Source organism: Rhodococcus yunnanensis NBRC 103083, from assembly GCF_001895005.1.
Taxonomy (GTDB): domain Bacteria; phylum Actinomycetota; class Actinomycetes; order Mycobacteriales; family Mycobacteriaceae; genus Rhodococcoides; species Rhodococcoides yunnanense.
In genome coordinates this window covers 42,710-55,963 of the sequence record NZ_BCXH01000024.1, presented here as the reverse complement: position 1 = coordinate 55,963, position 13,254 = coordinate 42,710, and the positions used below count along the sequence as shown (strand labels likewise).

Genomic DNA, 13,254 nt, shown 5'->3' with positions numbered 1-13,254 from the left:
ACCGAGGGGTACCGCACCGGCGTCGCCGGCGGTACCCTGTTTTGTGTGGTCGGTGACCGTATCTCCCACACCCGCGACGACATCACACGGGTAGCTGGCCTCGGTTCGGACTGGGTGAAATACTGTTCCGCGGTGGAAGAACATGTCGCGGAGGTCATCCCACACGATCGGTGCTGCTGGCACACCGTGGATCCCGGGACCGTGCTGTTCACCGGCAGTGTCAACCGAAACATCGAATGCTCGGGATCCTGGCTCGCCAATTACGAATACGTCGTGGACGACGTCAACCAATGGGCTCACCTGGCGCGAAGTGGCCGGGTGGCCGGCGGCCTGAGCATCGATACCGGCGGCGACCTGACTCGAAGCGCCAGATATCGCTCGCGGGAGGCATACGGGGTCGGGGACGAGCTTCGTGTCTCGTTGATCGCGGGAGGGATCTACTGGGGTGCTGCAGCGTTTCTCCGGGACGCAGATCAGCCTGCGTTCACGGACGAGCATGTACGAACGATTGCGGCACTGTCTTCGTCGATCGCAGACGGTTTGCGGACCGCGGAGCTCGCACGCGTCACGAGCACCTCAGGCGGCTCCGATCACGGGCCGGGCGTGGTGCTGTTCGAAGCGGGGGGCGAGGCCGAATCCATCTCGCCTGCCGCCGAGATGTGGATCGCGGAGATGATAGAGATCCCGGCACCTACGACGCCGATCGAATCCAAGATCGTCCAAGCAGTGGCTGCCCAGGCACGAATGCTTCCGCCAGGTGCAGAACCCCTCGATTCGAAGGCGCGCTCCAGGGTTCGCACCCGATCGGGTGAATGGCTGTTGCTGTATGGAACGCGTCTGCGCGGGGGAACCGATGACCGAACCGCCGTCGTCATCCAGCCTGCGACGCCGAGTGAAATAGCACCTCTGGTTGCATTCGCGTACGGCCTGTCCGAACGGGAAACCCAGATCACGCTGCTGTGTCTCCAGGGCCGCTCGACCAAGAACATGGCGCAGGCCTTGAGCGTTTCGCCGTACACCGTGCAGGATCACCTCAAGGGCATCTTCGACAAAACAGGCGTCCACAGCCGCAGTGAACTGGTCGGCCATGTCTTCCTCGAACACTACGTACCGCGATGGGAATCCGTCGCGGCCGCACCCCCGGGGTGGCTGGTGAAGGCAACTGCAGACAACAAGCCACACGGCGACAGCTCCCCGATGCTTTCCTGAAAGCCCGACACGAGGGCGATTTCGGATGGCGGGGGTGATGCGCTAGTCTTGGATCCGCCCACAGGCACGCCTGAACTCCAGGTTTGCCCCCGTAGCTCAGGGGATAGAGCGTTCGCCTCCGGAGCGAAAGGTCGCAGGTTCGAATCCTGCCGGGGGCACACATTCACTCGCGGTCGATGCGAGTATGACTGTGTGCCCGAAGCCCTCGATTTCGACGAGCTGGCCGACCAGTTGTATTCGGTCGATCCATCCGAGTTCGTCGCTGCGCGTAAAGACGCTGTCGCCCGCGCCAAGGCTGCAGGCGACCGTGCGCTTGCCACAGCCGTCGGCGCACTACGCAAACCCACCACCGTCGCGTGGATGGTCAATCTCCTCGTCCGCGGTGAGCCCGATGACATCGCCGAGTTGTTCGACATCGGACACAGCCTGCGCGACGCCCAAAGGCGTTCGGCCGCTGACGAGCTCAAGGAACTCTCGGCCACCCGGCAACAGGCGATCCGCGCTCTCACCCGACGCGCCGTCGAACTCGCCGCCGAACATGGCCGAGCCGGAGCGGACGACCCGGATCGCGAGATCGGGCAGACATTGGGCGCGGCCCTCGCCGACCCCGAGATCGCCGAGCGAGTACGCGCAGGACGCGTCGTGACCGCGGAGTCGTACAGCGGGTTCGGACCTGCTGTCCTGACGCTGGCCCCGGAGCCCGACAGGCCCGACAGGCCTGACAGGCCTGACGAGCCCGATAGGCCAGACGAGCCCGACGCACCGGACGAGGCCGACGAGCCGGATGAAGCCGCCGCCGTCGACCAGGAGGCACTGGATGCCGCACGCGAGGAGCTGGAGGAGGCTCGCGAGGACGAGGACTCCGCCCGCCGCGACGCCGAATCCGCCCGAGCCGAGGCCGAATCCGCGTCTGCGGACCTCGCCGAGATCAAGGACCGACTCACTCGATTGCGTGCCGAATTGCACGAGGCGGAGGAACAGGAGGCGCAGGCTCGGCGCACCGAGAAGGGCTCCGAGCGCGAAGCTCGGCGTCTGCAGCGTGTGCTGATCGATGCCCAGGCGCGCACAGCGGAGTTGCAGAACGCCGTCCGGAGGCTCGAAAGTTAGTCGGCAGGCTCGATGATCGCCGTGATGGAGGTGATGTCTCCGGCCGGAATCGCGAAGTGCTCCGTGATCGACACTGCTGTGCCGCCTGCGAATTCGAGGACGAAGCGCGCCACCACGTTGCCCTCCCACTCACGGAAGGCGAGGTCGCGGACGCCCTCGATGGCCGCGTACTGCGCACCGCTTTCCAGCTCGTCCCGAATGAACGCGCCTGTGTCCCCTGTCTGTTGGCCGTTCTCGACGCGTAGGCACCGCTCGGCGACGCGGATCTTGGTGGCGTCGTGGCTGACGAGAGCCGAGATGTACTCACGTGCCATCGCCACCCGCCCGGTGTCCGCATCGCGGGTCGCGTGAGCGGCGATCCCGCGCAGGAGCGGCTCGGCCAGTTCGGGGCGGCAGATGAGCAGATCGGGCAGATAGGGGTGAGACTGGTTGTACAACAACGGTGATCCGTCGATTCGCGAGCAGTGCAGACCTGCCGCGAGCGCCACACCCACCGGGGCCGCGGAGTCCCACTCCCACTGGCCGCCGGAGTGCACGTAGGCGTCGACGTCGCCGCGCACCACGGCCATCGCCTTGGCGCCTGCGGACCCCATCGTCACGATGTCGCCACCGACGTCGGCGGCCAACGCATCCATGTAGTACGGCGGACGGCTGTCGCTGACGACGAGCTGCGGCCTGCGATCGATTCGCGGCGGCGGTGCCACATCGGCAGTGGAGTACACCACGCCCAGCGTCGGTTGCGCGACGGCCGACGCCGTCATCCCCTTCCCTGCCTCCCACAGACCGACGTGCACGGCCCAGTCGCCGCGACCGGCGATACCGTACTCGCGCGAGCCGTCCAACGGATCGATGATCCATACGCGCGTGGCGCCCAGCCGCGCGAGATCGTCGGCGGATTCCTCGGACAGCACGGAGTCTTCCGGCCTCTCGGACCGCAGTCGCGCAAGAATCAACTCGTCGGCCTGCCCGTCACCGAGACGGCCCAGCTCGCGGCCGGTAGTCGTCGCGGCCTCACGTGCACGTACCTCCAGCAGGAGTTCTCCTGCGGCTCTGGCTACGTCGGCGGCGAATGTACTGTCGTCATCGATCGAATGCGTCACGTGCCCAACAATTCCACAATCCGAGCGGCCTGTGCTGCCGGATCCCCATCGGATGGGTGCAGCACGAGATCCGCGTGCTCCGGTGCCTCGTAGGGATCGTCGACCCCGGTGAAGCCGGCGATCTCACCGGCACGGGCTTTCGCGTACATGCCCTTCGGGTCGCGTTCCGCGCACGTTTCCACCGGTGTATCGACGTACACCTCGAAGAACGGCAGCCCGGCGCGCTCGTGCACGCGGCGTACCTCGTCGCGGTCGGTCCGATACGGGCTGATGAGACATGCGATCGCCACCAGACCGGCGTCGGACATCAATTCGGCGACCTCGCCGACGCGTCGCACGTTCTCGGTTCGGTCCGCCTTCGCGAAACCCAGGTCGGAGTTCAATCCATGGCGAAGATTGTCGCCGTCGAGCCGATAGGCAGGCCGCCCCGACGCCACCAGCAGCCGCTCGAGTTCCGCGGCGACGGTGGATTTGCCCGACGCGGACAGCCCCGTCAGCCACACCGTCGCACCGCGGGTGGCGCGCTGCGCGCGGTCGACCCGGGCCGAGTGCCACACGACGTTCGATGCAGCCACCGTCGGCCCGGTGATCATCCCTGCCGCGGCGGTCGCCCCGGTGGTCTCGTCCACCAGTAGAAAGCTACCGGTCACACGGTTACGGCGATAGGGGTCGAAGTAGAGCGGATTGTGGGTGCGGATCTGCACACGCCCGATATCGTTGAGCGCCAACGACTTCGCGTTCTTGTCCCGGTGCAGGGTTTCGACGTCGAGTCGGTAGTCGAGACGGACGACGCGCGCGGGAGTCGAACGCGTGGTGTGCACAAGAACGTATCGGCCGTCCTCCCGCAGCTCGTCGGCATCGGTCAGCCAACACACCATTGCGTCGATCTCCGATCCGACGAGCGGACGATTGCTGGGCCGACACAGCATGTCGCCGCGTCCCACGTCCAGGGCGTCGGCCAGTTCGATGCAGACCGCCGACGGCGCGAATCCATCCGTCAACGCCGCCCCTCCCGGTCCCCAGACCGCCGCGACCCGCGTCAGGAAGCCGGAGGGCAGCGCGACCACCTCGTCGCCCGGGGCGAACACCCCGCTGGCGACGGTTCCGGCGAGGCCGCGAAAGTCCGTGTGATCGCCGTCCCGCGCCGTCGACCTGACGACGTACTGGACGGGGAACCGGGCGTCGATGAGGTTCTGGTCCGAGGCTACGTGCACGTCCTCCAGGACGTGCAGCAGGGAGCTTCCGAAGTACCACGGCATCCGATTGCTCCGGTGGACCACGTTGTCGCCGTCGCGCGCCGACATCGGTACGAACGCCAGGTCGTGCACGTCCAGCTTCGCCGCGAACGAGGTGAAGTCCTCCTTGATCTCCTCGAATCGAACCTGTGACCAGTCGACGAGGTCCATTTTGTTGACACACAGCACCAGATGCGGAATGCCGAGCAGCGACGCCAGAAATGCGTGCCGTTTCGTCTGTTCCAACACGCCGGTTCGGGCGTCGACCAGAATCAACGCGACATGCGCAGTCGACGCGCCCGTCACCATGTTCCGCGTGTACTGCTCGTGTCCCGGTGTGTCGGCGATGATGAATTTTCTTCGCGGAGTGGAGAAGTACCGGTACGCGACGTCGATAGTGATTCCCTGCTCGCGTTCGGCACGCAGTCCATCGGTCAACAGCGCGAGGTCCGCCGTCTCGCCGCCGCGCTCGCGCGAGGAACGTTCGACGGCCTCGAGTTGGTCCTCGAAGATCGATTTCGAGTCGTACAGCAGCCGTCCGATCAGCGTCGATTTACCGTCGTCGACGCTTCCGGCGGTGGCCACCCTGAGCAGTTTAGACATCAGAAGTAGCCTTCCTTCTTGCGGTCTTCCATGCCGGAGTCGGAGATTCGGTCGTCGCCGCGCGTCGCGCCGCGTTCGGTGGTTCTGGTCGCGGCGATCTCGGCGACCACTGCCGGTGCATCGGCGGCCGTGGATTCGACGCATCCGGTGCAGGTGGCGTCGCCGACGGTGCGGAATCGGACCAGAGCTTCGAACGGGCGGTCCCCGGGCAGAGGTTCGACGAATTCCCCTGTAGCGAGCAGCATTCCATCGCGCGAAACGACACTGCGCCGGTGTGCGTAATAGATGCTGGGCAGCGCGATGTTCTCGGCCGCGATGTACTGCCAGATATCGAGCTCGGTCCAGTTCGACAGCGGGAAGACCCGGAAATGCTCGCCGCGTCGATGACGACCGTTGTACAGCTGCCACAGCTCGGGCCGCTGCCTGCGGGGATCCCACTGACCGTGCTCGTCCCGAAAGCTGAATACTCGCTCCTTCGCGCGCGACTTCTCCTCGTCGCGGCGGGCTCCCCCGAACACGGCATCGAACCGATGTTCACCGATGGCACGCAGTAATGTGATGGTCTGCAATCGATTTCGGGTCGCTCCCGGCCCGGTGTCCTCGACGGCGCGGCCTGCGTAGATGTCGTCCTGCACGCGTGCCACGACCAGCGAGACGCCGAGTTCACCAACGGTGCGATCGCGAAAGGCGATTACCTCCGGGAAGTTGTGGCCGGTGTCGATGTGCATCACCGAGAACGGTAGTCGCGCAGGCCAGAACGCCTTGGTCGCCAGGGCAAGCATGACGACCGAATCCTTGCCTCCGGAGAACAGCAGCACCGGACGTTCGGCCGTCGCCGCGACCTCGCGCAGTATGTGCACCGACTCGGCTTCCAGCGCGTCGAGATGCGAGAGTTCGTACTGGGTCACCGTCACCACGTTGCCTGCCCCTCGTGTCCGAAGTCGCCGGTCGAAATATGTACCGATGCGGTCCAAGACTGGCAATATGAAGAGTAGAACGCGTTTCACTATTCGGTCAACGGATGGGGTCGAAACCGCCCACTTCAGCGGTCACCGCGCCGGCGACCGCAGCCAGCGCCTGCCCACGTTCGACGATGTCCGCACCGGTGATGGACCGCCGCACGTTCAGTGTCAGCACCATCGCCTGCCGGCCCGCCTCGTCGAACGTCGGCGCGGCGATGACACTGACGCCGTGCTCGGTACCCGGCCCCGCCTCGTCGGCGCCGAGATACACGCGTTCGCCGAGACCCTGAACCATCTCCCCCAGCAGTTCACGAACCTCACCCGGTAGGTCGTGGGCGCCGACACCCGCCATCACCGTGTGCAGTTTGAGCCCCACCTCGGTGAGCGTCTCGACGAGGTAACCCGTGCGCCTGCACTCGGCGACCACACGCCGCAGATGCTCCCGATCGAGCCGAACGGGCAGTGCAGGCTCGCGGTGCAACCAGTTCTCCAGATTCGCGTCCGAATCCCACAGCACGTACATCAGACCGACCGGAGGGGCGAACGGATACGCCTGGCCGACCTTGACGCTCCGGCCGACGTCGGGTCCTGTCGCTTCGAGAACGGTGATGCGATCACCGACCACCGCGGACGCCGTGCACGTCGCCCTGTACCGGGCGCTGAGATTCTCGAGATGCCTCCTGACGATCGGGCCGACGGCGAAGCCCGCTTGCGCCGCGCGGCCGGCTGCGATGAGCGCTGGGCCGAGCCCGTACGTGACGGACGCGGGATCTCGGACGAGGTAACCGCCGTCGACCAGCGAGGTCAGAATTCCCAGACAGGTGGGTTTGCTCATCCCCAACGCCCTGGCGAGCTCGGAGAGACCGAATCTGCGGTCGCTCCGCGCGACGAGGTGGTCGAGCACCGCGACGACTCGGTCCGTGGGTGGTGATGTCCTGCCGGCCATTGACCCTCCCTGGAACACGTTCTATTCTCGACTTCTGTAACCCGTTCTACCACACCGGTACATATATGTACCACGAGGCACGAGGAGATGGGTGTGCTCACCGATTCACTCGCCGAAGCAATAGCCGCTGCCGAGAAGATCATCGAGGCTGCCCCGCACATCCGCGACGAGCAGGATCTGGTCGAGGGGTACGAGTATCTCGCGGGCAGCATTCGCGCCTCGATTCAGATGTCGTGGGCATACGACAAGGAGTTTCCGTTCTTCGCTTCGTCCACCGGGCCGTTCACGAAGATGGGGCTCGACAATCCCGACACGCTGTACTTCCACGCCAACATCCGCGACGACTGCGAGTACGTGGTCTCCGGAAGGCGAGGTACGACAACCGATCTGAGCTTTCAGATCCTCAAGGGTGACTACTCCCCCGTCGACGTACCGGACAGCCTCACCGCGTTCGACGACCGGCAGATCCACCTCGACGCCGACGGAGCCTTCGAGCTGCGTTTCGGCCGCGCATCCGATCTACCGAACCACTTCACCCTCGGGGAAGGATCCTCGATGCTCGTGGTGCGTGAGGTGTACAGCGACTGGTCGGCCGAGCGCGGCACACTCACCATTGCCCGTGTCGGCGAAGAAGGCGAGGCACCGGCACCCAGGTCGAAAGACGCAGTAGCGAAACGCTATTCGACCGCCGGAAAGATGTTGCTGGGGCGCCTGAACACCTTTCTGCAGTTTCCGCGATGGTTCTATCTGAACCTCGAGGTCAACACCATGACCGAACCTCGGCTCACCCCGGGTGGATTGAGCACGCAGTACTCCTCGGCCGGTCACTACGAGCTCACCGACGACCAGGCGATGATCATCACCGTCCCGAAATCCGATGCGCCCTATCAGGGATTTCAGCTCGGCAGCATGTGGTACATCTCGCTCGACTACATCAACCATCAGACGTCGTTGACGTCGGAGCAGGCGCAGACCGACCCCGACGGCAACATTCGGCTCGTGATCAGCGAGCGTAATCCCGGAGTTGCCAACTGGATCGAGACCCTCGGGCACGCGAGGGGGTACGCGCAGTTCCGCTGGCAGCGGGTGTCTCGGGAGATGACCGCCGACGACGGCCCGACCGCGGAAGTCGTCGACTTCGACGAGGTGTCTGCATACCTTCCGTATCACGAGCACAACAAGATCTCCGCCGACGACTTCGCCCGCAGGATCACCGCACGTCGGACCGCCGTCGCAACACGGATGCTCGGATGAGCGACCTGCTCGACGGCGCAGTCGTCGTCGTATCAGGAGTCGGACCCTCGCTCGGGCGGTCCATTGCGCTCCGGTGCGCCTCGGAGGGAGCGAACGTCGTACTCGCGGCCCGCACGGAAACCTACCTCGACCAGGTGGCCAAGGAGATCGCGGACATCGGACGTCAGGCCGTCGCCATCCCCACCGACATCACCGACGTCCCCTCGTCCGAAGCACTCGTCGAGGGTGCGATCGACGCATTCGGACGGGTCGACGCACTCGTCAACAATGCCTTCGCGATTCCGTCGATGAAGGACCTCGCGCACACCGACCCTGCCGGCATTCGGCAGGGCCTGGAGTTGTCGCTGTTCGGATCTCTGCGCCTGTCGCAGTTGTTCACACCCGCTCTTGCCGAGTCTGCGGGGTCGATCGTCATGATCAACTCCGCCGTCATTCGCCACTCGCAGCCGAAGTACGGCGGGTACAAGATCGCCAAAGCGTCGCTGCTGGCGATGTCGCAGACCCTGGCCAGCGAGCTCGGCCCACAGGGAGTTCGCGTCAATACCGTTGCGCCGGGCTATATCTGGGGTGAGACCCTGAAGGGATACTTCGCGCACATGGCGAAGAAATACGGCACGACGAGCGAGCAGATCTACGAGCAGACCGCGTCGACGATGGACTTGCGCCGGCTCCCCGAACCCGACGAGATCGCCGACGCCGTCGTGTTCCTTGCGTCGCCGCGAGCGCGAGCGATCACCGGCCAATGCCTCGACGTCAACTGCGGCGAGTACCACCACTAGGAGGTTGCAGTGACCAGCACGGAACGTACCGACGTCGGTACCGTCGAGGACCTGCACGCCTCGGCGACGAAGTACACCGGTCTGTCGGACTTCGGATCCGACGACTACCTGGAGGCGCTCGGGGTTCTACTCGACTCCTACCATCGGGATGCGCAGCTGACCGCGCTCGGCTCGAAGATGAACCGCTACTTTCTTCGCGGCGCGCTGGTCGCCCGTTCGCTGAGCGAACTTGCGTGGCAACAGAATCCGCACCATGCGGACCTGCGGATCGAACGTCCGATCTTCGTCACCGGACTCCCCCGCACCGGCACCACCGCACTGCACCGGTTACTGACCGTCGATCCAGCGCATCAGGGCCTGGAGATGTGGCTGACCGAGGTGCCGCAACCGCGTCCGCCGCGTGACACATGGGAGTCGAACCCCGTGTTCGCCCAGATCGAGAAGGGATTCGAGCAACACCACATCGAGCACCCCGAGTTCATGGGCGTGCACTACATGTCCGCTGCCGAGGTCGAGGAATGCTGGCAGCTACTGCGGCAGTCGGTGCACTCGATCGCCTACGAATGCCTCGCCTACCTGCCGACGTACTCGTCGTGGCTAGCCGGCCAGAGTTGGCTGGAGACCTACCGGCGGCACCGGAAAAACCTTCAGCTCATCGGATTGCACGACGCCGACCGCCGCTGGGTGCTGAAGAATCCGAGTCACCTCTTCGCTCTCGACGAGCTGCTGCAGGTCTACCCGGACGCCCTGATCATCCAGACCCATCGCGAAGCACGAACGATCATGCCGTCGATGTGCAGCCTTGCCGAACACGCCGCCGCGGGGTGGAGCGAGAAGTTCACCGGCGACGTCATCGGGCGCACGCAACTGGACCTGTGGGAGCGCGGACTCGACGTGTTCTCCGCCGCTCGGGCCCGCGCCGACGCCGCCCAGTTCTACGACGTCGACTACCACGACTTCATCGCCGACCCCCTCGGTACGGTCGAGCAGGTCTATCGCTACTTCGGCCTCGACCTGACCCCCGACGCCCGCGCCCGCATGCAATCCATGCACGCCGACAGCCGCAGCGGAAGCCGCAAGCCCGCGCACAAGTACACCCTCGCCGAGTTCGGCCTCGACGGCGACGAAGTCGAGCGGCGGTTGGGGGCAGGGTGAGCGAATGTCACATCCGGTCACCCCGGCGTGAGCGAATGTCACATCCGGTCACCTCGCGGTGAGCGAATGTCACATCCAGTCACTCAGAGTGGGTGAATCAGCCATTCGCTCACCCCAGAGTGCGCGAGGGTGACATTCGGTCACCCCATGAGCGAGCGAATGTCACCCTCGATCACCGCGAAGTTAGGGTGTGGCATGGCCCCGACACGCTGGCAGAGCGAGAACACCGAGGATCAGTCGCGGCACTACGTTCGACGCTTCGATCGGCTCGCAGCCCAGGGAGTCGATCTGCACGGTGAAGCGCGGATGGTCGATGCACTTCTGACCCCGGGAAGTACGGTGCTCGACGCCGGTTGCGGCACAGCGCGTCTCGGCGCAGAACTGGACCGTCGCGGTCACACGGTGACTGCTGTCGACCTCGACCCGGTGTTCGTGGACGCCGCCCGTCAGCACGTAAATTTGACTGTGCATCTCGCCGATCTGACGACATTGGATCTCGGTCGGACCTTCGACGCCGTGGTCGCCGCCGGAAACGTCATGGTCTTCATGACACCGGGAACCGAACCGAGCGCGGTGAAGCGAATAGCCGCCCATCTGACCCCGACCGGGGTGTTCGTCGCCGGCTTCGCAACGGACCGGCCGTACACCGTCGAACAATTCGACGACGACCTCGCCGCTGCGGGCTTACGCGTCGAACATCGATTTGCGACGTGGGATCTGCGGCCGTGGCGCGACGACGCCGATTGGGCTGTCACCGTTGCCCGACGCGCTCAGCTGCTGGCCTGATCTCCGGTCACCTCCGCGGGCAGCGCATCGAACCAGTCGAGGGTCGCCTGTTCGTAGCGGATACCGAAATCGAGTGTGGCCGAGTCGAATACCGAGCGATGGCCCTCCGACTGCTCCCACTGCCTTCGATATTCGGCGAGGACTTCCTCGTGCCGCAGGCGATGCTCGCGGAGGATCTCCGCACGACGCGCAGGCGCCAGGTGCGCGCCGAACGCGATGGTCAGCAGGAGTGGGTGCCGAATGGTGGCCTCACCCGGGTCGCGATCGATCCAGAGCGCAAACGCTGCCTTGCCATCGGCAGTGATGGTGAACGGCTTCTGCGCCCGTGCCCCGACGCTGCCTTCCTCCACGAATCCACGCGAGGCAAGAGCGGTCAGCTCGCGATACACCTGACTACGCGTGACGGTCCAGAATCCTCCGATGCACGTCTCCGCGATGGCGTGCAGGTCCCACCCCGTCCTCGGGCCGTCGTGCAGGAAGCCGAGCAGCGATGCGGCGGTGGCGTTGAGCGAGACGTCGGGCACGGGTTCCATCGTCACACATCTTGACATTCCACAGTGGGAGGTCGATGCTGGACAACAACCAGACATTCCACAATGGACTGTCGGTATCCGAGCATTGGAGTGTCGGATGTCCTACCAACCGTCGACCGGCTCGCCCGCCTCGAACTCCCGTATCTCCGACGCAGAACGCGACACAGCAGTCGAAATACTGACCGGGCACGTCGCATCCGGGCGGCTCGGGATCGACGAGTTCGACACCCGTGCGGCCCGCGCCTACGCAGCGGTGACACGGGCCGATCTCACGAGCGTCTTCGACGACCTACCAACCGACCTACCAACCGACTTACCAGACGCGCGACTTACCGAGGTGCCCGAATACGCGCGGGCGCCGCGTTATCGCGAACTCCTGACCTGGGCGAGCGTCGGCGTGGTGTGCCTGACCATCTGGGCGATCACCCCGATCGCCACCGGCGCCTTCCTCTACCCGTGGCCCGTGTGGGTGATCGGACCGTGGGGCGCGATGCTGGCGCTACAGCGATTGACGGGTGTGCCGGCGATCATGGGATGCCCCGGCCGCCGCGTCTACGGCGTCTGAACTATCGACGCGATCTGGAACCTGGCACCCAACGGATCCGCGACGCCCGCGATCCGTCCGAACGGTGAGTCCTCGGGAGCATCGACGACGGTTCCACCTAGCTCGACGACTGCGGCAACCGCGGCATCGGTGTCGTCGACGCCGAAGTACACACGCCAGTGCGACGGAACGCCGTCGGGGAGGAAGTGGGCGGCATCCATGATTCCCGCGACCGTTTCACCTGCGACCGTGCCCTGCGAATACCGGAACTCGTCGGTGTCACCGAGGACGCCGTAGGTCCACCCGAACACCGTCTCGTAGGATTTCAGCGCGTCGCGGTATGCGCGCGTGAACTGCTCGTGCCACACCGGGGTTCCGTGCTCGCCCCACAGCCCGTACCCGTGATGCTGATCGGCTTCCCAGATGCCGGTGGCTGCTCCCCCTGCGTCGACGAGGAGTGCCATGGTGCCCTGATCGCCGATCTCGACCGCAGGGATCAGCACCTGCCACCCCGCGTCGGCTGCCCTGGCCACGGTCGATTCGGCGTCGGCCGACGCGATGTAGGTGTTCCACACGTTCGTCGCGGAGATTCCCGGCGGTTGGCTGCCGAGACCCGCGACGACGATTCCGTTCTTGGTGAACGTGGTGTAGCCGCCGAATTCGGGCTCGGGGCTGACATCGGCCTCCCAGCCGAACAGGCCCGTGTAGAACGGAACGACCGAAGTGGGATCCGAACTCGTCAGATCCACCCAGCACGGGGCGTCGACGAGATTTTCCTTGGCGGGCATGCGGGCGCTCCTCACGATCCGAATGTGTTGGCACCCACAAGGTACGCGGTCGATCCGACACTCACAGCGCAATGACTGCACCCCGGTGCTGTTGAAAACGAAAGCGTCGGGGCCGGTCACTGGTGACCGGCCCCGACTTCATCGAGCGAGCGACGGGATTCGAACCCGTGTAAACGGCTTTGCAGGCCGGTGCCTAGCCACTCAGCCACACCCGCATCGGAATCTAGAATGCCCCGGTTCGTGCTTTTTGCCC

13 protein-coding genes and 2 tRNA genes are annotated in these 13,254 nt (G+C 65.2%); 8 read left to right on the top strand and 7 right to left on the bottom strand.

The window, feature by feature from the left end; translation table 11 throughout:
* Positions 1 to 45: 45 nt before the first annotated feature.
* The 3 genes from RY1_RS26725 (at position 46) to RY1_RS26715 (ending at position 2,316) form a co-directional block, all read left to right on the top strand.
* Complete coding sequence (locus RY1_RS26725) at positions 46 to 1,209, top strand: helix-turn-helix transcriptional regulator (protein ID WP_072807064.1); 1,164 nt, start codon at positions 46 to 48, stop codon at positions 1,207 to 1,209.
* Between the two features lie 85 nt (positions 1,210 to 1,294).
* Positions 1,295 to 1,367 (top strand) — tRNA-Arg (locus tag RY1_RS26720).
* 34 nt (positions 1,368 to 1,401) lie between these two features.
* On the top strand, positions 1,402 to 2,316 hold the full coding sequence (locus RY1_RS26715) for a hypothetical protein (protein ID WP_072807063.1): 915 nt from the start codon (positions 1,402 to 1,404) through the stop codon (positions 2,314 to 2,316).
* Here the strand turns inward: RY1_RS26715 and RY1_RS26710 are convergent.
* The 4 genes from RY1_RS26710 to RY1_RS26695 all read right to left on the bottom strand — a co-directional run bounded on the left by RY1_RS26710 (position 2,313) and on the right by RY1_RS26695 (position 7,162).
* Positions 2,313 to 3,404: a 3'(2'),5'-bisphosphate nucleotidase CysQ gene (locus RY1_RS26710; protein ID WP_072807104.1), complete on the bottom strand. Its 1,092-nt coding sequence runs from the start codon at positions 3,402 to 3,404 to the stop codon at positions 2,313 to 2,315. The genes RY1_RS26715 and RY1_RS26710 overlap by 4 nt on opposite strands.
* A gap of 8 nt (positions 3,405 to 3,412) precedes the next feature.
* Complete coding sequence (gene cysC, locus RY1_RS26705; RefSeq protein ID WP_072807062.1) at positions 3,413 to 5,254, bottom strand: adenylyl-sulfate kinase; 1,842 nt, start codon at positions 5,252 to 5,254, stop codon at positions 3,413 to 3,415.
* Positions 5,254 to 6,168, bottom strand: a complete 915-nt coding sequence (gene cysD / locus RY1_RS26700) for a sulfate adenylyltransferase subunit CysD (protein WP_218019864.1) — start codon at positions 6,166 to 6,168, stop codon at positions 5,254 to 5,256. Before cysD ends, cysC begins: the two co-directional genes overlap by 1 nt.
* A 100-nt stretch (positions 6,169 to 6,268) precedes the next feature.
* A complete protein-coding gene (locus RY1_RS26695) occupies positions 6,269 to 7,162 on the bottom strand; it encodes an IclR family transcriptional regulator (RefSeq protein WP_072807061.1) in 894 nt (297 codons plus the stop codon).
* A gap of 93 nt (positions 7,163 to 7,255) precedes the next feature.
* Between RY1_RS26695 and RY1_RS26690 the strand changes: the two genes are divergently transcribed.
* From RY1_RS26690 to RY1_RS26675, 4 genes are all read left to right on the top strand, one after another.
* Positions 7,256 to 8,416 carry a hypothetical protein gene (locus RY1_RS26690; protein ID WP_072807102.1) on the top strand — a complete coding sequence of 387 codons (1,161 nt, stop codon included), beginning with the start codon at positions 7,256 to 7,258 and terminating at the stop codon, positions 8,414 to 8,416.
* Positions 8,413 to 9,195 carry an SDR family oxidoreductase gene (locus RY1_RS26685; protein WP_072807060.1) on the top strand — a complete coding sequence of 261 codons (783 nt, stop codon included), beginning with the start codon at positions 8,413 to 8,415 and terminating at the stop codon, positions 9,193 to 9,195. Before RY1_RS26690 ends, RY1_RS26685 begins: the two co-directional genes overlap by 4 nt.
* A gap of 9 nt (positions 9,196 to 9,204) precedes the next feature.
* On the top strand, positions 9,205 to 10,350 hold the full coding sequence (locus RY1_RS26680) for a sulfotransferase family protein (RefSeq protein ID WP_072807059.1): 1,146 nt from the start codon (positions 9,205 to 9,207) through the stop codon (positions 10,348 to 10,350).
* A 195-nt stretch (positions 10,351 to 10,545) separates the two neighbouring features.
* Positions 10,546 to 11,136 carry a class I SAM-dependent DNA methyltransferase gene (locus RY1_RS26675; protein ID WP_245819974.1) on the top strand — a complete coding sequence of 197 codons (591 nt, stop codon included), beginning with the start codon at positions 10,546 to 10,548 and terminating at the stop codon, positions 11,134 to 11,136.
* Here RY1_RS26675 and RY1_RS26670 read toward each other — a convergent pair.
* Positions 11,121 to 11,669, bottom strand: coding sequence for a PadR family transcriptional regulator (locus RY1_RS26670; RefSeq protein ID WP_072807058.1), 549 nt, complete (start codon positions 11,667 to 11,669; stop codon positions 11,121 to 11,123). The genes RY1_RS26675 and RY1_RS26670 overlap by 16 nt on opposite strands.
* 97 nt (positions 11,670 to 11,766) lie before the next feature.
* Here RY1_RS26670 and RY1_RS26665 point away from each other — a divergent pair, with 97 nt between their 5' ends.
* Entirely contained in the window at positions 11,767 to 12,234 is a 468-nt protein-coding gene (locus RY1_RS26665; protein WP_072807057.1) for a DUF1707 SHOCT-like domain-containing protein, read from the top strand.
* On the opposite strand, the gene RY1_RS26660 is transcribed toward RY1_RS26665, so the two are convergent.
* Positions 12,222 to 13,001, bottom strand: coding sequence for a VOC family protein (locus tag RY1_RS26660; RefSeq protein ID WP_072807056.1), 780 nt, complete (start codon positions 12,999 to 13,001; stop codon positions 12,222 to 12,224). The two genes, RY1_RS26665 and RY1_RS26660, sit on opposite strands and share 13 nt — an antisense overlap.
* Positions 13,002 to 13,145: 144 nt before the next feature.
* Positions 13,146 to 13,216, bottom strand: a tRNA-Cys gene (locus tag RY1_RS26655).
* Between the last annotated feature and the right edge of the window lie 38 nt (positions 13,217 to 13,254).